22 protein-coding genes are annotated in these 20,903 nt (G+C 39.6%); 18 read left to right on the top strand and 4 right to left on the bottom strand.

Annotation, left to right across the window (positions count from 1 at the left end):
• Nucleotides 1-320: 320 nt before the first annotated feature.
• Together AN395_RS02150 and AN395_RS02155 are read right to left on the bottom strand one after the other, a co-directional pair.
• Nucleotides 321-3,401, bottom strand: coding sequence for an efflux RND transporter permease subunit (locus tag AN395_RS02150; RefSeq protein WP_054981914.1), 3,081 nt, complete (start codon nt 3,399-3,401; stop codon nt 321-323).
• 2 nt (nt 3,402-3,403) lie between these two features.
• Nucleotides 3,404-4,486 (bottom strand): efflux RND transporter periplasmic adaptor subunit, encoded by a 1,083-nt coding sequence (locus tag AN395_RS02155; RefSeq protein ID WP_054981915.1) that lies wholly within the window; start codon nt 4,484-4,486, stop codon nt 3,404-3,406.
• Nucleotides 4,487-4,609: 123 nt separating this feature from the next.
• Here AN395_RS02155 and AN395_RS02160 point away from each other — a divergent pair, with 123 nt between their 5' ends.
• The 3 genes from AN395_RS02160 (at nt 4,610) to AN395_RS02170 (ending at nt 6,898) form a co-directional block, all read left to right on the top strand.
• Nucleotides 4,610-5,506, top strand: a complete 897-nt coding sequence (locus AN395_RS02160) for a LysR family transcriptional regulator (RefSeq protein ID WP_054981916.1) — start codon at nt 4,610-4,612, stop codon at nt 5,504-5,506.
• The gene (locus AN395_RS02165) at nt 5,496-5,807 is read left to right on the top strand and encodes an MGMT family protein (RefSeq protein ID WP_024031765.1); all 312 of its coding nucleotides are present in this window, start codon (nt 5,496-5,498) and stop codon (nt 5,805-5,807) included. The genes AN395_RS02160 and AN395_RS02165 overlap by 11 nt, the downstream gene beginning before the upstream one ends.
• 539 nt (nt 5,808-6,346) lie before the next feature.
• Complete coding sequence (locus AN395_RS02170; RefSeq protein ID WP_024031764.1) at nt 6,347-6,898, top strand: hypothetical protein; 552 nt, start codon at nt 6,347-6,349, stop codon at nt 6,896-6,898.
• A 260-nt stretch (nt 6,899-7,158) separates the two neighbouring features.
• Here AN395_RS02170 and AN395_RS02175 read toward each other — a convergent pair whose 3' ends face one another.
• The gene (locus AN395_RS02175; protein ID WP_054982117.1) at nt 7,159-8,058 is read right to left on the bottom strand and encodes an SDR family oxidoreductase; all 900 of its coding nucleotides are present in this window, start codon (nt 8,056-8,058) and stop codon (nt 7,159-7,161) included.
• A 606-nt stretch (nt 8,059-8,664) separates the two neighbouring features.
• Entirely contained in the window at nt 8,665-9,294 is a 630-nt protein-coding gene (locus AN395_RS02180; RefSeq protein ID WP_054981917.1) for a hemolysin III family protein, read from the bottom strand.
• Between the two features lie 167 nt (nt 9,295-9,461).
• Between AN395_RS02180 and AN395_RS02185 the strand changes: the two genes are divergently transcribed.
• From AN395_RS02185 to AN395_RS02255, 15 genes are all read left to right on the top strand, one after another.
• Nucleotides 9,462-9,821, top strand: a complete 360-nt coding sequence (locus tag AN395_RS02185; RefSeq protein ID WP_024031760.1) for a hypothetical protein — start codon at nt 9,462-9,464, stop codon at nt 9,819-9,821.
• 225 nt (nt 9,822-10,046) lie between these two features.
• Nucleotides 10,047-10,325, top strand: coding sequence for a hypothetical protein (locus tag AN395_RS02190; RefSeq protein WP_054981918.1), 279 nt, complete (start codon nt 10,047-10,049; stop codon nt 10,323-10,325).
• A 223-nt stretch (nt 10,326-10,548) separates the two neighbouring features.
• Complete coding sequence (locus AN395_RS02195; protein ID WP_004586417.1) at nt 10,549-11,130, top strand: LON peptidase substrate-binding domain-containing protein; 582 nt, start codon at nt 10,549-10,551, stop codon at nt 11,128-11,130.
• 69 nt (nt 11,131-11,199) lie between these two features.
• Complete coding sequence (locus tag AN395_RS02200) at nt 11,200-11,823, top strand: sigma-70 family RNA polymerase sigma factor (protein WP_004586416.1); 624 nt, start codon at nt 11,200-11,202, stop codon at nt 11,821-11,823.
• Nucleotides 11,816-12,496, top strand: coding sequence for a ChrR family anti-sigma-E factor (locus tag AN395_RS02205; protein WP_054981919.1), 681 nt, complete (start codon nt 11,816-11,818; stop codon nt 12,494-12,496). Before AN395_RS02200 ends, AN395_RS02205 begins: the two co-directional genes overlap by 8 nt.
• Before the next feature lie 8 nt (nt 12,497-12,504).
• Nucleotides 12,505-13,458, top strand: coding sequence for a DUF523 and DUF1722 domain-containing protein (locus AN395_RS02210; RefSeq protein WP_054981920.1), 954 nt, complete (start codon nt 12,505-12,507; stop codon nt 13,456-13,458).
• Complete coding sequence (phrB, locus tag AN395_RS02215) at nt 13,458-14,849, top strand: deoxyribodipyrimidine photo-lyase (RefSeq protein ID WP_054981921.1); 1,392 nt, start codon at nt 13,458-13,460, stop codon at nt 14,847-14,849. The genes AN395_RS02210 and phrB overlap by 1 nt, the downstream gene beginning before the upstream one ends.
• A 1-nt stretch (nt 14,850) precedes the next feature.
• A complete protein-coding gene (locus AN395_RS02220) occupies nt 14,851-15,279 on the top strand; it encodes a nuclear transport factor 2 family protein (RefSeq protein ID WP_024031753.1) in 429 nt (142 codons plus the stop codon).
• Nucleotides 15,280-15,281: 2 nt separating this feature from the next.
• Nucleotides 15,282-15,992 carry an SDR family NAD(P)-dependent oxidoreductase gene (locus tag AN395_RS02225; protein WP_004586411.1) on the top strand — a complete coding sequence of 237 codons (711 nt, stop codon included), beginning with the start codon at nt 15,282-15,284 and terminating at the stop codon, nt 15,990-15,992.
• Nucleotides 15,989-17,245 (top strand): NAD(P)/FAD-dependent oxidoreductase, encoded by a 1,257-nt coding sequence (locus AN395_RS02230; RefSeq protein ID WP_054981922.1) that lies wholly within the window; start codon nt 15,989-15,991, stop codon nt 17,243-17,245. The genes AN395_RS02225 and AN395_RS02230 overlap by 4 nt, the downstream gene beginning before the upstream one ends.
• On the top strand, nt 17,238-17,975 hold the full coding sequence (locus AN395_RS02235; protein WP_054981923.1) for a DUF1365 domain-containing protein: 738 nt from the start codon (nt 17,238-17,240) through the stop codon (nt 17,973-17,975). The genes AN395_RS02230 and AN395_RS02235 overlap by 8 nt, the downstream gene beginning before the upstream one ends.
• 53 nt (nt 17,976-18,028) lie before the next feature.
• A complete protein-coding gene (locus tag AN395_RS02240) occupies nt 18,029-19,291 on the top strand; it encodes a cyclopropane-fatty-acyl-phospholipid synthase family protein (protein WP_054981924.1) in 1,263 nt (420 codons plus the stop codon).
• Entirely contained in the window at nt 19,266-19,778 is a 513-nt protein-coding gene (locus tag AN395_RS02245) for a DUF2878 domain-containing protein (RefSeq protein WP_054981925.1), read from the top strand. Before AN395_RS02240 ends, AN395_RS02245 begins: the two co-directional genes overlap by 26 nt.
• Before the next feature lie 50 nt (nt 19,779-19,828).
• Nucleotides 19,829-20,302 carry a chalcone isomerase family protein gene (locus AN395_RS02250; RefSeq protein WP_054982118.1) on the top strand — a complete coding sequence of 158 codons (474 nt, stop codon included), beginning with the start codon at nt 19,829-19,831 and terminating at the stop codon, nt 20,300-20,302.
• A 1-nt stretch (nt 20,303) separates the two neighbouring features.
• A complete protein-coding gene (locus AN395_RS02255; RefSeq protein WP_054981926.1) occupies nt 20,304-20,843 on the top strand; it encodes a DUF3833 domain-containing protein in 540 nt (179 codons plus the stop codon).
• Nucleotides 20,844-20,903 lie beyond the last annotated feature (60 nt).

Here is a 20,903-nt window from a genome sequence, read left to right on the forward strand (position 1 = left end):
TTATAAAACACAACGCCAATATAAAGTAAAAAAAGCCCTAAATAAACGGCTAATGTAGATACACTGTTTTAGAGCGTAGTCGTTTAATTAAATCGTAAGTACCGTCAAACATGCCTGTTATTACCAGTGCAATACCGCCCGTGATAAGGTAGTTGTTTAAATCTACATTGCCATTTTCGTCGGTTATAAAGCTAAAATAGCCAAAGAGAATACAAATACAACCTAGTTTATTAAGTCCATCTTTAACCTCGGTTTAAATATTAAAAAACGCAGCTACTGTGAGGTAAGCTGCGTTTTAAATGTCCTTTAAGGCTTTTAAATTACTTTCTAGGCTCGTAGTCTATTCTAAATACAACAGTATAAAGCACAGGCACTACAATAAGCGTGAGTATGGTTGCAAAACCTAAACCAAACATAATAGTTACCGCCATTGACTGGAAGAACACGTCAAACAACAGCGGGATCATACCTAAAATGGTGGTAATAGCCGCCATGGCTACAGGGCGTACACGGCTAACGCCAGATTCAAACACAGCTTGATAAGGCGATTTACCATCGCGAAGCTCAAGATTTATTTGATCGACCAACACTATGCCGTTTTTAATCAGCATCCCGCTCAAACTTAGTAATCCAAGTAGTGCCATAAAGCTAAATGGCGCATTCATTATTAACATGCCCGCACTCACACCAATAATGGCAAGTGGCACTGTAGCCCAAATAACTAAAGGCTGTTTAAGTGAATTGAACAGCAGTACGGTTACCGCAAACATCGCTAAATAACCCAGTGGTAATGAACCAAATATAGCGGCTTGTGCATCCGATGACGACTCATACTCGCCGCCCCATTCTAATTTATAGCCACGCGGTAGCTCTATTGCTTCTACGGGTCCGCGCACGCGTGCAAATAACTTAGCGGCAGTTTCATCGCCTAATACGTTGTGATCGGCCATTACCGTTATTGTGCGCTTTCGGTCGCGGCGCATAATTAGGCTGTCTTCCCATTCAACCACAAATTCGTCAACCACTTGTGTTACTGGCACAAATACACCCAATACTGGGCTGTATATTTGTAAATCGTGAACGCTTTCTACATTTAGGCGCTCATTTGCCGGCGAGCGAGCAATAATTGGCAGAAGTTGCGTACCATCACGATATACACCCACTTGCTTGCCAGAAAGGCTAGTAAGCAGTACATCATCAAGGTCAGATTTGCTAATGCCTAAACGGCGCGCTTTTTGTTCGTTAAATTGTGGGCGAATCATTTTAGTGCGTGCGCGCCAATCATCACGAATATTATAAGCGCCGTCGTCCTGTGCGATCACTTCTTCAGCCTGGGCGGCTAATTGTCTAAGTATTACCGGATCAGGGCCTGTAAAGCGTGCTTCAATTTTAGCATCGGTTGAGGGGCCAATTTCCATGGGCTTAATTTTAAGCTCAGCTGAAAGCGGTGTATTTTGCGAGTATTCACGCACTTTTTGCATTACTACAGCCACCGCCTCGCGGTTTTTTACTCTAATAATGAGCTGCCCGTATGACGAGTACGACTTTTGCGGTGCATAAGTAAGCATAAAGCGTGGAGCACCTTGGCCTGTAGTACTAGTTATTTCTTCAACTAGCTCTTCTTTTTGAAGGTAGTTTTCAAGCTTTTTAATCCCCTCTAGCGTTGCTCTTATGTCGGAGCCTTGTTGCTGCCAGTAATCTACATAAAACATAGGGGTGTTAGAGGCTGGGAAAAACGATTGTTTAACCGCACCAAAACCAACCACAGCCGAGCAAAGGAGCACGACCATAAGCACAAGCGTGGTTTTACGATAATGCATAGATATATCTAAAAGTGCTTTATAGCCGGTAAAAATAAAGCCTTGATATGGGTCGTCATCTTCCTCTTCGCCCTCAGCATTTTTAGCTTTTTTAAACTCATCTTGTTTAAACATTAAATTTGCAAAAAATGGCGTAAGCGTAATGGCGGTGATCCAGCTTAGTAAGAGCGATATAAACAACACCCAAAATAAGCTACCCGCAAATTCACCGGTCGCATCAGAGCTTAAGCCAATAGGGGCAAACGCAGTAATACCAATAACTGTAGCGCCTAGTAGCGGCCATTTAGTTTGCTCTACAATATTAACCGCAGCTTTTAACTTAGTTTGGCCACGCTTTAAATTTATTAATATGCCTTCGGTTACTACTATGGCGTTATCTACCAGCATACCAAGGGCAATAATAAGCGCACCCAGAGAAATACGTTGCAGGTCTATGGCGAACAACTTCATAAATATAAAGGTGCCTAAAACGGTGAGTAATAAAATACCGCCAATTAAAATACCACTTTTTAACCCCATAAATATAAGCAGTACCACGATTACAATGGCAATCGCCTCTACTAGGCTGACAATAAAGCCATCTACCGATTTTTCTACTTCTTTAGGTTGGTTATACACCGATTCTACATGTATGCCATGTGGGCGCTGGTATTCAAGCTCTGCTAAGTGCTCGTCAATACGTTTACCTACATCTACTACGTTCACGCTGTTCATAAACGAGACGCCAATTAAAAGCGCTTGTTCTGAGTTGTAGCGAATAACATTGCTGGGTACTTCTGCGTATTCTCTAAATACTTTGGCTACATCACCTAAGTAAATAAGCTCGCTAGCACCGGGTTTTGATATAAGTAGGGTTTCGAGCTCTTTAACATCTTTAAATTCGCCGGTTGGGTGAAAGCGTATAGACTCATCACCCACTCTAATTTTACCTGCGTTAGAGACTGTATTTTGCGATTGCAGTAAACCAAAAATATGGCTTGGGGCAATACCGAGCTGCGCTAATTTACGGGTAGACACTTCAACCATTACTTGAGGCTGTTGCTCACCAGCAATGGTCACTTTACTCACACCTTTAACGAGTACGAGTTCACGCTTTAAGTAATCGGTGTAATCTTTAAGTTCATCATAAGAGTAGCCATCGCCGGTAACCGCATACATAACGCCGTATACATCACCAAAGTCATCTAAAATGGTGCTTGGGTAAACGCCACTTGGGAGTGAAGGCGCTAAGTCGTTAATTTTACGGCGCATTTCATCCCAAATTTGGCGCAGCTGTTCTTTTCGGTAGGTACTTTTCATTTCTACCGATATTTGCGACTTACCATTTGATGAAATAGAGGTTACATAATCTACGTAGGGGAGTTGCTGAATCGCATTTTCGATAGGAAAGGTGACTTCTTCCTCTACTTGTTGTGGCGATGCACCCGGATACATAGTTATAACCATGGCGGTTTTAAGCGTAAACTCTGGGTCTTCTAGTTGGCCTAAATCAAAGTACGACACACTCCCGCCAATTAACAGCAGTAGTGCAAACATCCAGCTAATTACTTTTTTCTCTATGGAGAGTTGCGCAAAGCTCATAATTATAAGCCTCGCTCTTTATTCCATGGACGTACTTTCATGCCTTCATCTAATGAGTGCACGCCAGCAGAGACGACAATTTGGCCTTCTTTAATACCGCTTAGCACTTCAATGCCGTCGCGGTGTACTTGGCCCACTTTAACGGCTTGTTTATTAACAACACCGGTTTCTGGGTTATATATCCACACATAGGCGTTATCTGACACGCTTTCTTTAGCTTCAGAAAAAACCGACTCTACCGGTAAAATAGTGTAAGCCACTTGCGAGCTGGTTACTTTTGATAAATCGATAAATACACGGCCCGTCATCCCTGCAAGTAGGTTAAAGTCTTTAGGCACTGGTAGCGAAAAAACAACTTTGTAGGTAAGCGTAGTAGGATCGGCCTGCGTATCCCACTCTTTTAAATCAAGGGTGTACTCTTTATCATCATAACCGTCAAACACAACGGTAGGGTGGTAGTCGCTGCCTTTTTTAATGCGCGCTATTATTTTTTCAGGAACTTGGATTTCTACATCCATTAAATCGCGGGTTTCTAGGCGTAAAATGTTTTGCTTGGCTTGAATGTTTTCAAAGTTTTTAACAAATACTTTGGCTACAGTCCCTGCAAATGGGGCGCGCAGTTCGCTGTACTCTAGGTTGGTTTCGGCAATTTTAAAGGCAGACTCTGCCACTTGCATATTAGCTAATGCTTCATCGTACTCTGATTGACTCGCGATTCTTTTTTCAAGTAATTGTTCAATGCGGCTAAGTTGTGATTTAGCAAGCTCATAACGGGCTTTTCTATCATCGTATTGTAATTGAAAGTCTTCTGGGTCAAGCTTTGCTAAAAGTTGTCCTTTTTCAACTTCTTCACCTGCTAATACCGGAAACTCTACCAGTTCACCATTAACTCTAAATGCTAAGTACGAGCCTTGGTTAGCAACCACTTCAGCAGGAAAACTGCGCACATTTGTTTGCGAATCATGTCCTATATTGAATAACTTTACAGGCCTAATGGGCTCTTCTTTTACTTGCTTTTCTGGCTCTGAACAGGCCATTAAGGTAAGTAAAGTCGTAGTAAGTATACATAGACGAAAGAGTTTCATGTCTTCTCCGTGGCAATGATGGGCAAAATAATTAAGTGCAGGATACGCCGCAACCATATAAAATAAAATTCATTAAATTTTAGAAACATAATAAGTTTTATTTATGATCATGTTGAGCGCAGTATGAAGCTGAATCAATTACAAATTTTAGATGCCATTGTACAAAGTGCAAGTTTAAGTGGCGCGGCGCTTAAATTACATAAAACTCAACCAGCGCTTACCTTAGCAATTAAAAACTTAGAGGCAAAAATTGGCTTTGAACTACTCGATAGAAGTAAGTACCGATTACAGTTAACTGAAAAAGGGCGTGTTTTTCACCGTGAAGCACAACAATTGTTGCATGCAAATGATGAGCTAGCACAGCTTGCTAAAGAGCTTGCACTGGGTAACGAGCCACAATATCGAATTTGCTATGAGCAAATTTGTCAAAAAGACAGTTATAACGAGATCATAAGTAATACTTTTAGACTATTTAAGCGTACAGAGTTTAATTTAACCAGTGGCAAACGCTTTGTCTCTTTAGAGCAAGTAAATAGTGGGCAAGTGGAGTTAGGCATAGGCCCCTGGTTTGACTTATTTCATGCAACAGGGCACTTAGAGAGCCTACCTATTGGTAAATTAAATATTGGAATTATTGCATCTACTAAAGCGTTTCCTAAGTACATGACCTTTAACGAGCTACAAAATTACCCGTGTTTGGCTATGTTTGAAAGTGACTTAAGCATAGACAGCGACAAGCTTTCTTACTCAAAAGGCTCTGCCTTAATGAAGATTGACGATGTAACCAATTTAAAGTCGTTTTTGCTTGCTGGTGCCGGCTGGGCAATGATGAACATAGACTATTGCGCCCCTGAAATAGAAGCAGGGCTGTTGCAGCAAATACAGATAAACGACAGAGAAGATGAGTTTGGTATAGAAGTACGTGCATTTAGGCGTGATGCAATACACCATGGCCCTGTTGCGCGCTCTATTTGGGAGCAATTTAAAGTACTCAGTGAGGCGTACGTCAATGACCGATAATATTGATAAAGAAACCCTCATCTACACCATTATTGCAAATATACCTGCAGGTTTTGTTGCAAGCTACGGGCAAGTAGCAACGCTTGCCGGTTATCCGCAAAATTCACGCTTGGTAGGACGCCTTTTAAAGCAAATGCCAGATGATTCTGTTATACCGTGGCACAGAGTAGTAAACAGCCAGGGTAAAATATCATTTCCTGCAGGCAGTGATAAATACCAAGAGCAGCGCCAAAAGCTATTATTAGAAGGGGTTAGCTTTAAAAACGGCAAAGTAAATATGCGCGAGTGTAGATGGCAGTAGTGAACGTATTGTCGTAAAAGAGCTTTTAAAGGCTGATTTATTACAAGTGTGCGGCTTACTTTTTTTGTTATTAGCTAGCGTAAATCTACAAAAAATAGGGTTATTCAGCCTTTAACACAACCTCCTTATCTAGCTTTGTGAATGAAAAACTTACAATGATAAGCGATATATTTTCTATTTCTTACACAACAAAAATATATTCGGCAAAGTAAAAAACACCTCTACACCTATCTATTAGCTAAAATGGCATTAAATCAATTAAGCGTCGAGATTTGGCATAACACTTGAACTACTTATTAGTTGTAAATAGATATTGAGCATACCAAATGCTCGCTCAAGGGCGCGTTTAAAAATGGTATCTCATTTACATTAAGGTAAAAACGTAAGTAATCCTAAAGCCATCTTAAAAGTGACTGATAAATTATTTGAAAAATACGTTTTTTCACATCGCTAGTGATAAATGAAGAAGCTGATGAAGTGTAAATATTTAGTTTTAAGCATGAGGGTTATTAAAACCAAATATTAAGGACTAACAAACTATGACTGACCCAACTTTATTGATTTTGATGTATTTTGTGATCCCTGTATGGCTTGCTGCTGGCATTGCTGATTGGTTTTGTCATCGACGTAGTAATATTTCTACAACCAGCGGTGCTAAAGAGTCATTTATTCATTTATTAATGTTTGCCGAAGTGGGCATTCCGTTAATCCTCGTTTTAATATTTGAAGTTAATAGTTTGATTATTGCCATTTGTATTGTGTTGTTTTTTCTGCATGAGCTTACAGCAATGTGGGATGTAACTTATGCAGTAAGTAAGCGAAGGGTAGGGCCGGTAGAGCAACATATACACAGTTTTTTAGAAATGATACCCCTATTAGCTTTGGTATTAATTATTGCGCGCCATTGGGAGCAATTTACCGCTTTATTTACACCTGGCGGCTTTCCTCCTGACTTTACGCTGCAATTAAAAGACTCTCCTTTACCAATAACTTACTTGGCAACGGTGCTATTTATAGCACTTGCGCTAGAATTTACGCCTTATTTAGAAGAGTTCATTCGCGGTATACGTGCTAAAAAAGATAACACTTAATCGGCTTAAGTTATTTATGCAGTTAATTTATGCGTGTCTAACTCGGCGCACTCTTGCTCACACTGAGCTAAATAGTGCTGTATGAACACAGGTTTTAGTACCAAGCTAAGGTGCTGTTAACCAGAGCCTCACCAATACTTAGTGGGGCTTATTTAGGTATAATTGAAAAAAGGCTAGGTAATAATAGCGGCGTAAATACGCCGCTATTATTTTATAAAATCAATAAGCTAAGATTAACTAATATGAGTGAACCAGCATGATTAAGGTAGATGCTGCCCACCTGTAACACCCATTATTTCAGCGGTAATGTAACTTGACTCTTGCGATGCTAAGTATACATAGGTGGGTGCTAGTTCAGCAGGCTGTCCTGGCCTGCCTAATGGTACGTTATCACCAAATTCAGGTAGTTTTTTAGCCGGTTGGCCGCCACTTTGTTGAAGCGGGGTCCAAATTGGCCCAGGAGCAACCCCATTAACCCGAATGCCTTTATCAATCACCATTTTTGCTAAGCTTTTAGTAAAGCTTGTTATTGCGCCTTTAGTCGATGCGTAATCAAGAAGCCCAGCAGAGGGTTGATAACATTGGATAGAGGTTGTATTAATAATACTAGCGCCCGGTGGCATATGTTTTACCGCCGCTTTTGTTATCCAAAACATAGCAAATACATTTGTTGCATATGTTTGGCAAAATTGCTCGGTAGATAAATCGTCTAACTCTGCAACAAACTGTTGCTTACCCGCATTATTCACTAATATGTCGATTGAGCCTAAGCTTTCAACGCTTTGCGCCACAAGGTCGTTACAAAAACTCTCATCAGAGATATCGCCTGCAATTCCCCATGCTTTGTTACCGGTGGCTTTTAAAATATCGAGTGTTTCTTTCGCATCGGCTTCTTCGCTGGCTAAGTAATTAATAACCACATCGGCACCTTCTCTGGCAAATGCAATGGCAACCGCTCTGCCAATGCCCGAGTCGCCCCCAGTGATCAACGCCTTGCGGCCCTTTAATCTGTCGCTACCTACATAGGTATCTTCGCCGTGATCTGCTTTGGGTTTTAAAATTTCATCTAGGCCTGGGTCTGGTTGATCACTGTCTTTTTCGGTTCGTCCCATTTGATATTGGCTTCTAGGGTCTTGCATCGTAAATTGGTTAGTTGGCATATCAACGTCTCCTTTAACGTAAAGTTTAAGTTGGATTAACTGCATGTATCACAAAGAGCTTAATGGCATATAACGCAGCAATGCGAGTTACCTACCTCTTTGCTTGGCGGGAATAGACGTAAAAGTGAGTGTGGTTGTAAAATATTGAGTATAAATAGCAACTTACTAATGTAGCACTTGCCTCAATTGTAGAGTCAGCTTGTAATGCGCCCACTTTGTATCTCCTTTAACGTATTTGCTTGGCCAAGGTTTTACTGACCATTTATATTGAAGGAGCAATAGATATGCCATAGCGTTACATTTAAAATATGAAGCTATGTCACTTATTTTAATGCATTTATTTTTAAACTAGGAAAAGAGTAATTGAATAAAATGGGTAAAAAATGGATAAGAGTACCGAAAATGTTACACGCTGTTTATCGAGCTAGTTAACTAGGCGAGTAAGGTAAAGTGATAGGCTTATAGTCAAAGCCGTAAATAACAGCGTCTTAAATTAAGGCGGTGATATCGCTTAAGCTACAACGCGCTTTTATCGCGCTTTTATATAGAAGGGTAGCCAAATTATTGAGGTTTATGTGCGTGGCAGTAAATTACTAATTACATGTATTAATACACGTAATTAGTAATTGAAATGTAGTGGCAAACACACCCAGCTATTACAAAGAGGTGCCAAATTGCGTGGCTAAATTGAGTGCTTTTAGCGCTATAAAATATTGTTCCTAAGCTATAAAAAATGCCACCGGCCAGTAACCAGTACAGTGCTTTTACATCAATATTTAAATAAAGTGGGTATACAATCGCAAGGGCAAACCAGCCCATAAGTAAGTAGGTAGCCAGCGAGACTTTTTTATTACCATTTTTAACCAGCACTTTATAAGCAACGCCACCAAGCGCGACTGCCCAAATAAAACTCAGTGTCCCCCAAGACCACAATCCATTAAGAGATAGCAATAAAAATGGGGTGTACGTACCCGCTATTAATACGTAAATAGCGCAGTGATCGCACTTTTTATAAAAAGCACGTAATTTTGGCTGTACACTGGCGTGATAAAGTGTGGATGATAAAAACAATACAAATAAACTAGCCCCATATACAGCGGTGCTAATATAAGCTTTTACGCTGGTGGCTTGTTTAAATAAATCCCACATTACAAACACAGCAAAAAAGATACCCAGTGCATGGCTTAATACATTGAGTTTTTCTTCTTTGCGAGAATAGGGTGCCTCTATAGTCATACTAGTCCTACCACTTATTAATTAAACTTGAGTGTACAGGTGTACGCTCAATGTTTCAATGTCAGCATTGTTACTGTAAATTAGTCACCGTACTTTTATTGATTTTAAAGGGAATTAATCGGGTATAGTGTGGTCGTATAGTCTCAATTAATTAAGGCACGTTTATCATGAAAAAAGAGCTCAAAGCCGTTTTACTTACTGCCATTGTGTATCCTGGGGCAGGGCACTTTTCGCTTAAAAAGCATTTAATAGGCTGTATTTTTGCAGGTGTATTCACGCTACTTTTGTTTATGACATTAGGTGATATTTTGGCTATAGCGCAATGTAGCGCAAATGAAATTTTAGCAGGTAAAATTCCGATGACGGCTTCAGGCATTTTACAAGCTGCCCGTAATCCATCAGGTGAATGTGCTCAGCTTGGGGAATATAAATATCTTCCTTTAATGGTGGTCATTTGGTTACTAAGTATGGTTGATGCTTATCGGTTAGGTAAAAAAGTTAAACCCGATACACAAAATAAAAAGTAATGGTAGTCGTTGTTTTAAACTGCAAATAGTGAACTAAAAATATTTACTAATAGTTAGTCAAAAAATTAAAAAGGTTAGTTAAATTAACCAAGCCTGAATGCTGCGTTGTTGTATGGTTTTTGATATAGTCTTTATATATCAATGATTTAATTTTTATTTTTCTGTTGGCACAACCCTTGATTATGTTATTGCGTCTAAACAATATACACAACAAGGAATACCATTATGAAACATTCAATTAAAATCGCTATGGCAAGTTTATTAGTATTAGGTTCTTCGCAAGTACATGCGAGTGAAGTGGACCTAGATGTAACTGATATTATAACGCAAAACGTAACAAGCTATATTAATCAAGCAACGGCAGAACTTGAACAATCAATTTCGCAGAGCCTTAGTTTTGATGCCCAGGCAGTACTTGAGCAATTTGTAAATCAAGCGCAAGAACAAGCTGACGTTACCACACAGTCTACAATGCCGGTAACTACGCAAATTAAAGCTAAATAAGTGTAAAAGGATAAGACGATGAGTAACGAATTAGGATTATTTGCACTTATGTTGGCGCCTGTTGTAAGCATGATTAGTGTTTACTATATGGTTCAAGTAATAAAAAGTATGGGAAGTTGGATCAACTTTTAATTTATAGGTAAATAATTCGATTTGAGTAAGCTGATCGACTTAGTAAAAGCGCACGTAAATAAAGGCAGTGTAATTTAAAGAAGTAGACTTTATGAAACGTGCGATTTTCCCATTACCAATATTTGTGTTACCAGAAGGCTATACGCGTTTGCGTATATTTGAGCCTAGGTATTTAAACATGGTAAAAACCGCACTACAAAATAATGTCGGTTTTGTACTGTGCACCTACCAGCACGACACGCCATTTAATATTAGCGCTCAGGGCTGTTTGGTCGATATTATCGACTTTGATCAAGACCCTAGCAATATGCTACTCATTGATGTGTACGCTGCTAAAAGCGTGCAAATAAATGACGTATACCAAGATGAAAGTGAATTGCGCCATGGCTTATTAAGCGATTGCAATACGCCGTATTGGTACAATGACTCACACAGTGAGATTTCGGCTGATAATCAACGTTTGTCTGATTCTTTGCAGGACATATTTTTAAACAATAAAGAGCTTTCTAGTTTATATAGGCAAACCAAGTTTGATAATTTAGCCTGGGTAGCTGCGCGCTGGCTTGAACTGTTACCTATATCTATCGATAAAAAACAGCAACTTGCGTTCGAAAGTAACTTTGCTAACTTACTAAACTTCCTCCATACTGTGATTAACAATGAATTTGCCTAAAATAATGTGATCTGCGTTTAATTGCTTGGCGTATAGATATATACAAAAGCATACACGGGATTAATTATTATGGTAAGTCAACAACCCTCACCACGTTGTGAACCTAATACAGGTAAATATACTGCCATGCCAGAAACGCCAAGTGCAGAGCTTATGCAAGCTCTGCTTGATGTAGCTACTTCGCGAGACAAAAGAGCGTTTGCTTACTTATTTGAATATTTTTCGCCAAAAATTAAACGCTTTGGAATTAAGCAATTTGGCTCTGAGGCACAAGCAATGGAGCTTGTACAAGAAACACTAACCTCAGTGTGGCGTAAAGCGCATTTGTATCACAGCGATAAAGGGGCTGCGACGACTTGGGTATATACCGTAATGCGTAATGCCTCATTTGATATGCTTCGTAAAATGAAAAGTAATAAAGAAGAAAATATAAGCGAAGATATTTGGCCACTTATTAACGAATCTCAAGATACAACACTTGAATTTAGCGACCACTTGGAAGATCAACAAATTAAGCGTTACCTAGACAAACTACCAACCGCACAGCGAGAGGTAGTTAGAGGTGTTTATTTCCAAGATATGTCGCAAGAGCAACTTGCTCAACAATTAAATATTCCAGTAGGCACGGTAAAATCACGATTGCGTTTAGCCTTGCAAAAATTACGTAATGAAATGGGAGATCAGCATGATTAAACATCACCCTAGTGAATCTTTACTAGCACAATATTGTTCAGCGCAATTACCTGCATCGTTAAGCGTTGCGGTATCTATACACGTTGATATGTGCCCAGTTTGCCAAGCAAAAGTGGCAAAACTTGAAGCCGCTAATGCAAAGGATGTATTTAGCGAGACGCCACACGCCCCTGATGCATTAAATTTAAGTAACGACTTACAAGCACCAGATTTTGACGCCGACCTGCTAGATTTGATAACCGCCGATGCTAGCATTGATGAAGTTTACGAAGTTGAGCCGGTAACCGTACAAGTTAACGAGCATAACTACGAATTACCACGCGCCTTAACACGCATTTCGCATGGGCGTTTTACGCAAGTGGGTAAGCTTGCTCGCTCTCGCGTTGCTATTGATGATGGCCCATTGCGCTCAAGCCTTTTACATATTGGCGCAGGGGGCGAAATCCCCGAGCATACTCATACTGGTTTTGAAGTAACCTTGCTACTTGATGGTGAGTTTAGTGATGAAGAGGGCAGTTACGTGCCAGGAGACTTTATTTGGCAAGATGGCTCTCATCAGCACACCCCACTTACAAAAGATGGCTGTTTATGCTTTACAGTAGTCAGTAGTGCGCTACATTTTAATAAAGGGCTCAGTAAGTTACTTAATCCTATAGGTAACTTGATTTATTAAGAGAATTTATGCAAACAGACACAATAAAAATAGGTATTAGCGCCTGCTTAGCAGGCGAAAAAGTACGTTTTGATACAGGCCATAAAAAGTCTAACTTTTGTATGGATGAACTTGGAAAACATGTAGAGTACACGCGTTTTTGCCCAGAGGTAGCCGTAGGGTTACCTATTCCTAGGCCAACCATACGCCAAGTACGCGTAGGCGATACAATAAAAGTATGTCGCCCAGATGGCACTGGCGATGTTGGGCCTAAGCTAACTGAATACGGTAAAAAAGTAGCCACAGAGCAAGCTAAAAACCTAAGTGGTTTTGTTTTTTGTGCGAAAAGCCCAAGCTGCGGTATGGAAAGAATTAAAATTTATAACGAAGCGGGCACTGGCAATACCTCCGAAGGCGTTGGTTTTTTTGCTGAGCAAATAATGAAGCACAATCCATTACTGCCATGTGAAGAAAACGGCCGCTTAAACGACATGCATTTACGCGAAAACTTTGTAATGCGCGTGTACGCTTACAAACAGTGGCAGTTATTAGCTTCTGAGCCGCTAACAGTGCATAAGCTTACCCAGTTTCATTCGCAATATAAGTACTTATTAATGGCTCATAATTATCAAGCTTACCGCGACTTAGGTAATCTACTTGGTACTTATAAAGGTGATGATATTAACGCTTTAGCAGATGAGTACATTCTTGGGTTAATGAACGGCCTTAAAAAGCCTGCATCACGCAGGAATAACTGCAACGCGTTAATGCACTTGCAGGGCTACTTTAAAAAAGACTTATCTAAGGTTGAAAAGCAAGAGCTACGCGATGCCATCGATGAATACCGTCAAGGTTTAGTGCCTTTGTACGTACCGCTTACTTTGTTAAAACATCACTTAAAAGTACATCCTAATGAATACCTAGAAAAGCAGGTGTTTTTTAATCCTTACCCTAATGAACTAAAATTACGTTACGGCATATAATGAATACACTTTTTTGGTTTAGGCGCGATTTGCGCCTTTTTTCTAACGAAGCGCTTATTGAAGCGCTAAATAATGGCGCTAAACAGGCCATTTTTTTTATCTGCGAAAAGCAATGGCAACAACACAACGCCGCTCCCATTCAAATAGATTTACTAAAAAGACGCCTCAATTATATACGCGAGCAGCTAGCACAGTACGCAATAGAGCTGCATATTATTGACGCCCCTTACTTTGACGATTGTGAAAGTGCGCTTTTATCATTTTGCGATAAACATCAGGTAAAACATGTAATTGCCAATAAAGAGTATGAGTTAAATGAAGTAAATCGTGATGCGCAAATACTTGCAAAGTGTGATGATAAAAATATTACGTTTACCCTCTATGAGGGAGATGTAATAGCGCCTGTAGGCAGTGTTAAAAACCAAAGTAACGAAATGTACAAAGTGTTTACGCCATTTAAAAAACAGTGGCTTAAACAACACCAAGATACTCACTTTAGCTTATTACCGTGGCCTTTAAAAAAACAGCCGATAAATAACAACGCACAGGCCATTAAAAGCGATGGCAGCTCAGAAAAATGGCCAGTTGATGATGAAAGCTTAGCAACCATTGTTGATAATTTTATTTGCGACAAATTAAGTAGCTACGACGAACAGCGTGATATACCCAGTATTAAAGGCACATCGGGTTTAAGCCCTTATTTAGCTCTGGGTATTATAAGCCCTAAGCAGTTACTGGTTAATATTCAAAACCGCTACCCAGATATTTTAACAACATCTAAAAGTAAAACGTTTACTTGGGTAAACGAGCTTATTTGGCGCGAATTTTATCGTCATTTAATTGCGCAATTTCCTAAGCTTTCTCGTGGTGATAACTTTAACGAAAAGTACAATGGCGTTAAATGGCGTAAAAACGAGGCTGAGTTTAAAGCCTGGTGCGAGGGGAAAACAGGTTACCCACTCGTTGATGCAGCGATGAGACAGTTAGTTCAAACCGGCTGGATGCATAACCGTTTAAGAATGGTGGTCGCCAGCTTTTTGACCAAACATTTATTAATTGATTGGCGTGAAGGCGAGCAGTTTTTTATGCAGCACCTTATTGATGGCGATTTAGCCTCTAATAATGGCGGCTGGCAGTGGGCTGCAAGCACTGGCTGTGACGCGCAGCCTTATTTTCGCGTATTTAATCCTATCACTCAAAGTGAGCGCTTTGATCCTAATGGTAAATTTATACGTAGATATTTACCAGAGCTTGAAAAAGTGCCAGATAAATATATTCATTTTCCTCATGCTTATTTAGCGTCAATAGGGGCTGATAAGCAATGTTACTGGCCGGCAATCGTAGATCATAAAGCAGCTCGCGAGCGTGCAATAGCTGCATTTAAGGGGTGATATGGAAACAGCATTACCGGTAGCAAAATTTGTAGAAATATATCAACAACTCGATAAATCAAACCTGCATTTGCTTAATGATATTTACAGCGAGCAAATTAAATTTAAAGACCCAATGCACGAAATACACGGGCTAAGCGAGCTTACCCGATATTTTTCTAATCTATATAGTAATGTTAAGCATTGTCAGTTTGATATTAGCGACACCTACGAGCGTGATGATAAAGCATTTTTGTATTGGACTATGCATTACGCCCACCCAAAACTGGCTTCTGGCAAAACTATATCGGTAGAAGGGCACAGTAAGTTGGTGTTTAAAGAAGGTAAAATTATTAACCACCGCGACTATTTTAATGTCGGTGAAATGCTATACAAGCATATTCCCATTTTGGGTGGCGTTATAAATTACATAGATAAACGAGCAGGGTAGCGATGAATATTTTAATTACAGGTGCAACCTCAGGTATTGGCGAGCAGCTTGCAATAAAGTACGCTCAGCAAGGCAACACGGTAATTGCTTGCGGTAGAAACCTTGAAAAGTTAGCTGAGCTTGAAAAACACACCAACATTAAAGCGTGTCAGTTTGATGCCACAGACCTTAAAGACATAAAGCAAGCAACCCTGGGGTTTAGTGCTTTTGATAAGGTTATTCTTAACGCTGGTAACTGCGAGTATGTAGATGATGCCCGTAACTTTGACAGCGCTTTGTTTGAGCGAGTTATTTCAGTAAACCTGCTGGCCATGGGCTACTGCCTAGAGGCACTATTACCAAAAATTAGTGCGGGCGGACAACTTGTGCTTGTTAGCTCAAGCGTTACGTATTTACCTCTGCCACGCTCTGAGGCTTATGGCGCATCTAAAGCCGGAGTAAGCTATTTAGCGAAAAGCTTAGCAATCGACTTAAACGATGTTGATGTTACGTTGGTGCACCCTGGTTTTGTTAAAACCCCCCTTACTGATAAAAACGATTTCCCAATGCCTATGGCTGTTACTGCAACAGAGGCCGCCGATTATATGATTAAGGGGATCAATAAACGCCGTAAAGAAGTTCATTTTCCTTATCGGTTTACGCTTATTTTAAAAGCATTACGTATTTTACCGTTACCACTTTGGTTACGTTTAGCAAAAGGATTAGCCCGTTGAAAAAAATAGCAATAATAGGTTCTGGCGTATCGGGTTTAACCTGTGCTCATTTACTGCATAAGCATTACGATATTACTGTATTTGAAAAAAACGATTACATTGGTGGTCATACCGCGACAGTAGAGATATCTGATGCAGGGGTTAAACGCGCAATAGACACGGGCTTTATAGTATTTAATGACCGCACTTACCCGTACTTTGAAAAACTACTCGCGCGCATTGGCGTAGACAGACAAGAAACACAAATGAGCTTTAGTGTTCATAATCAAGCAAGTGGTTTTGAGTACAACGGACACACCTTTGCCAGCTTATTTGCTCAAAAAAGAAATATATTTAGGCCTAAGTTTTGGCGCTTGTTAAGCGATATAGTTAAGTTTAATAAATTATGTAAAGCAATGCACAGCGAGCAAAACTACCCTAAAGATCAAACGCTGGGTCAGTTATTAGATACGCACGGCTTTAATGACTTTTTTAAATACCATTACATTTTACCTATGGGGGCGGCAATTTGGTCAACCAGCATCAAAGAGATGCAAAATGTAGGGGTTGAGTTTTTTGTAAACTTTTTTTACAACCATGGCTTACTTGATGTTACAAACAGGCCGCAGTGGTATGTAATCCCTGGTGGGTCTAAGCAATACATTAAGCCGCTTATTAAAGGTTTTGCAGAGCGGATAAAACTAAATACCGACATTGAGACGGTTACGCGTGTAGATAATAAAGTAATTATTACTCTTGAAAATGGCGAACAAGCTGAATTTGATAAAGTGGTATTTGCGTGTCACTCAGATCAAGCCCTTGCATTACTTGGTGATGCTACTGAGCAAGAACACGCTGTATTAGGTGCAATTCCTTATACCGAAAATTCGGTAGTATTGCATACAGATACTAGTTTACTGCCAGATAGAAAAGCTGCCTGGGCTAGCTGGAATTACTTACTAAACGAAAACACCGACAAAGCAGCGGTTGTTACATACCAAATGAATATACTGCAAGGTATTGACTCAGATACACAATTTTGTGTAACCCTTAATCACTTAGAAGGGATTAACAAAGCAAATATATTACGTGAGTTTACTTATCATCACCCTGTTTTTAACGAATCATCCATTGCCGCACAAAAACTCAAGCACACTGTTGATGGCCAAAATAATAGCTATTTTTGTGGTGCTTATTGGTATAACGGTTTTCATGAAGATGGTGTTCGCAGTGGGGTAGATGTGGCTAAGCAATTAGGTGTTGAATTTGAATAGCGCTGTATACTTAGGCGATGTAAGGCATCGGCGCTTTGCGGTAAAAAACCATCAGTTTAAATACCCGCTTTATATGATGTGGGTAGATTTAAAAAATCCGTTATTGCTTAATAACATTCACCCTATGTTAGGTACTTTTGGGTTTAAAGCACTGCGTTTTAATCAAGCCGATTATTTAAACACACTGCCAAACTCAGAGCCATTAAGTATTATTGAACGTGCACAGTGCCAAATAGAAAAACTAGGCGTTAAAGAGACGTTTTCGCATATTTATATGCTTGGCCAACTTAGGTGTATGGGCATTTATTTCAGCCCTGTAAATTTTTACTTTTACGGTAATAGCACCGATAACTTTAAATATATGGTGGCTGAGGTAAGCAATACGCCGTGGAATGAGCGCCATTATTATTTGGTGCCCTTACAAAAAAAAGTGAACTTTAAGAAGGCTTTCTCCGTATCACCCTTTATGAATTTAGATATGGACTACCATTGGCAAGTACAACATACAGCCGATAACACATTAATTCATATAGAAAATAAACGTGGGGATGAGTTGTTATTCGACGCGTCTTTACGATTAAAGCGAAGTCAGTTAACGAAGCAAGAAGTTAATAAATTATTAAAAAAATTTCCTGCGATGACTTTGTCTATTTTCAAAGGTATTTATGTGCAAGCACTTAAGTTGTTTATTAAAAGGGTTCCTTTTTTAGGTCATTCAGGAAAACCTTAGTATAGTTAAACAGGCTTAGTTGCGGGTAGCGATACAATTATAAAGGGTTTAAGATGGAAAAAGTCTCGAGTATAAACTGCCAAGAGCAAACAGGTTGGTTTACAAACTTATATAAAAAGCTAGTCACCAAAGCCTTTGCAAGTATTGAAACAGGCCAAATAGTGTTAGTTGAGAACAGTCGCTCAACAGTATTTGGTCAACAACATTCAGACTTAAAAACCACGATTACCGTTAACGACACTGCCATGTATAAAGCATTTGCGCTATCTGGCAGTGTGGGTGCTGGTGAGTCTTACATTCTTGGGCAATGGTCGTGTGATAACCTGACAAAACTCATCGAAATTTTTGCCATTAACCAAAAACAACTAGATGCTTTTGAAAAAAAATTCTCGTTTTTTAGTGGCTTAGCCCACCGTTTTAACCATCTCAAAAACAGCAACTCAGAATCTGGGTCGAAAAAGAATATCGTTGCACATTACGATTTAGGTAACGATTTATACGAGTCATTTTTAAGCGAGGAAATGCTTTACTCTTGCGCTGTTTATCCATCAAAAGACGCCTCTCTTGAGGACGCTCAACAAAATAAGCTGAAACAAATTTGTGAGCAGGTAGAGATAAACGAAGGCGATTCAGTTATTGAAATTGGCACAGGCTGGGGGGCGTTTGCGATTTACGCAGCCACACATTACAACTGCCATGTGACCACAACAACGATTTCTGATGAGCAATATGTCTATGTTGAAAACAAGGTTAAACAGTTAGGACTTGAAAATAATATAACTTTGCTCAAGCTTGATTATCGTTTATTAGAAGGGCAATACGACAAGCTTGTATCAATAGAGATGATAGAAGCAGTAGGGCATGAATACCTACCAAGCTTTTTTAAGCAATGTAATAGCTTGCTTAAAGAAGACGGTGCAATGCTTATCCAAGCGATCACTATTGGCGATCAACGTTATCAACATTATTTAAAAAACTCTGACTTTATTCAGCAGTATATTTTCCCCGGTGGTTGTTTGCCTTCAATTAATGAGATGAGCGAGCAAATTAAGAACAATACCGATATGGTTATTCATACTGTAAGCGACATAGGCGCGCATTATGCTAGAACACTAGCCGATTGGCGCACACGCTTTATTGATAACTGGCACACCCTAGACAGTGACAAGTTTGATGAGCGTTTTTACAGATTATGGTTATTTTACTTTGCTTATTGCGAAGGCGCTTTTAGAACGCGAGCAACCAGTACCGTTCATTTAACGGCGCGTAAACCACGTTTTACTAGTCAAAATGACGAAATTGCCCTTAATTATTAATTTTGTGCTTTTTCAAACAGTGTGGTTTTTATCACTGTTTTTAGAAGCTCAATCTGTTTTATACACCTCTGGTATTGTTGTGCTTATGTTTGTTTTATCAAAGCAGCATAAGCTCGACGCGCTTCTATTAGTCAAAGCTTTACCAATTGCGCTGTTATGTGAATACCTTGCTGTGCAGCTAAACCTTTTGGAATTTAAAGTATCTCCTTTTCCGCTTTGGTTAGCCTTGCTATGGGCAGCATTATTGCTTTGCTTAAACACATCAATGGTGTTTATTACTAATCTAAAACTTTGGCAAGCCTATTTAGTGTGCTTAGCCTTTGCGCCAATTAGTTATTATTCAGGCGCTCAATTTGGCGTGCTTAGTATTTATTCACCTGTGTGGATGTTTTGGCTTCTGTACGGCGCACTTTGGGCTACTGCCTTTACATTAATTCTTATTATTAACCAAAAAATTAAAGCGATTATAAATTTTAGCAAGCAATAACAGGAGCTTGTATGAATATCACCGCAAAAATATGTGCAATAACGGCCGCAATGATTATGGCTACTTTTTTTACCCCATTGAGCTTTAGCGAAGAGCAAACTGACTTTAAAAAAGTGGGCGAGGCGCGCATGGAATATTTATTTTGGGATGTTTACGATGCAACGTTATATACCCGCTCAGGGAATTACAAACAGGGGGCGCACCCCGTTAAATTTACGCTCACCTATTTGCGAGACTTTGCAGCAAAAGACATTGTTAAAGCCACTAAAGAGCAATGGCAGCATTTAGGTAAAAGTGATTTATCAGCTAAGTATGCTGATAAATTACTCGCTCTTTGGCCAGACATTAAAAAAGGCGAGTCGTTAAGCTTACAAACATCACCAAGCGGTCAGGCTACTTTTTATCATAATGATAAAAAGTTAGGTGAAATTAGTGACTCGCAATTTGCCAACCAGTTTTTAGCTATTTGGCTAAGCCCAAACACCTCAGAGCCAGCACTTAGAAAACAATTATTAGGGATTTAACATGCGCAATATAAATAAATTTAAACAGCTATGTATTTTAATGGCCGCATTATTTTTAGTGAGCTGCTCCGCGCCAAAAGTAGAGCACTACAATAGCAGCAACCCAGAATTTGATTTTAAAGCATTTTTTAGTGGCGATTTGAATGCATACGGCGTTGTGCAAGATTATAAAGGCGAACTCACACGTAAACTTGTTGTCACTATGAATGCGCGCTGGGAAGGTAACGAGGGCGTTATAGAGGAAGACTTTGTGTATGACGATGGTGAAACACAAAAGCGTATTTGGTATGTCACCCTTAATGACGATAATAGCTTAGTGGGACGTGCTGATGATGTACTTGGCATTGCAACCGGTAAAAGCGCAGGCAGTGTGTTTCATTGGAACTACAATGTGGCCTTACCCTATGACGGTAGTACGCTTGAGGTGAATTTTGATGATTGGATGTACCTGGTTACACAATCGCGCTTGATAAACCGAACGTCTATTGTTAAGTTTGGTGTCGAGGTTGGGGAAGTGACCTTAGTTATCGAAAAAATATAGAGCAGTGTGTTATTTAAAGTGTGCCTTTTGTGTACTTAAATTAAGTTTTAGTTAACCCAA

The sequence above is a fragment of the Pseudoalteromonas sp. P1-30 genome (assembly GCF_001400005.1).
Taxonomy (GTDB): domain Bacteria; phylum Pseudomonadota; class Gammaproteobacteria; order Enterobacterales; family Alteromonadaceae; genus Pseudoalteromonas; species Pseudoalteromonas atlantica.

Excerpts from the sequence above, each read along its gene's own strand:
- AN395_RS02200 (WP_004586416.1), top strand. The coding sequence starts at position 11,200 with ATGGTAAGTCAACAACCCTCACCACGTTGTGAACCTAATACAGGTAAA.
- AN395_RS02240 (WP_054981924.1), top strand. The coding sequence starts at position 18,029 with ATGGAAAAAGTCTCGAGTATAAACTGCCAAGAGCAAACAGGTTGGTTT.
- AN395_RS02255 (WP_054981926.1), top strand. The coding sequence starts at position 20,304 with ATGCGCAATATAAATAAATTTAAACAGCTATGTATTTTAATGGCCGCA.
- AN395_RS02175 (WP_054982117.1), bottom strand. The coding sequence starts at position 8,058 with ATGCCAACTAACCAATTTACGATGCAAGACCCTAGAAGCCAATATCAA.
- AN395_RS02160 (WP_054981916.1), top strand. The coding sequence starts at position 4,610 with ATGAAGCTGAATCAATTACAAATTTTAGATGCCATTGTACAAAGTGCA.
- AN395_RS02155 (WP_054981915.1), bottom strand. The coding sequence starts at position 4,486 with ATGAAACTCTTTCGTCTATGTATACTTACTACGACTTTACTTACCTTA.
- phrB (WP_054981921.1), top strand. The coding sequence starts at position 13,458 with ATGAATACACTTTTTTGGTTTAGGCGCGATTTGCGCCTTTTTTCTAAC.
- AN395_RS02170 (WP_024031764.1), top strand. The coding sequence starts at position 6,347 with ATGACTGACCCAACTTTATTGATTTTGATGTATTTTGTGATCCCTGTA.
- AN395_RS02250 (WP_054982118.1), top strand. The coding sequence starts at position 19,829 with ATGATTATGGCTACTTTTTTTACCCCATTGAGCTTTAGCGAAGAGCAA.
- AN395_RS02150 (WP_054981914.1), bottom strand. The coding sequence starts at position 3,401 with ATGAGCTTTGCGCAACTCTCCATAGAGAAAAAAGTAATTAGCTGGATG.
- AN395_RS02220 (WP_024031753.1), top strand. The coding sequence starts at position 14,851 with ATGGAAACAGCATTACCGGTAGCAAAATTTGTAGAAATATATCAACAA.
- AN395_RS02180 (WP_054981917.1), bottom strand. The coding sequence starts at position 9,294 with ATGACTATAGAGGCACCCTATTCTCGCAAAGAAGAAAAACTCAATGTA.
- AN395_RS02245 (WP_054981925.1), top strand. The coding sequence starts at position 19,266 with ATGACGAAATTGCCCTTAATTATTAATTTTGTGCTTTTTCAAACAGTG.
- AN395_RS02225 (WP_004586411.1), top strand. The coding sequence starts at position 15,282 with ATGAATATTTTAATTACAGGTGCAACCTCAGGTATTGGCGAGCAGCTT.
- AN395_RS02190 (WP_054981918.1), top strand. The coding sequence starts at position 10,047 with ATGAAACATTCAATTAAAATCGCTATGGCAAGTTTATTAGTATTAGGT.
- AN395_RS02210 (WP_054981920.1), top strand. The coding sequence starts at position 12,505 with ATGCAAACAGACACAATAAAAATAGGTATTAGCGCCTGCTTAGCAGGC.
- AN395_RS02165 (WP_024031765.1), top strand. The coding sequence starts at position 5,496 with ATGACCGATAATATTGATAAAGAAACCCTCATCTACACCATTATTGCA.
- AN395_RS02195 (WP_004586417.1), top strand. The coding sequence starts at position 10,549 with ATGAAACGTGCGATTTTCCCATTACCAATATTTGTGTTACCAGAAGGC.
- AN395_RS02205 (WP_054981919.1), top strand. The coding sequence starts at position 11,816 with ATGATTAAACATCACCCTAGTGAATCTTTACTAGCACAATATTGTTCA.
- AN395_RS02185 (WP_024031760.1), top strand. The coding sequence starts at position 9,462 with ATGAAAAAAGAGCTCAAAGCCGTTTTACTTACTGCCATTGTGTATCCT.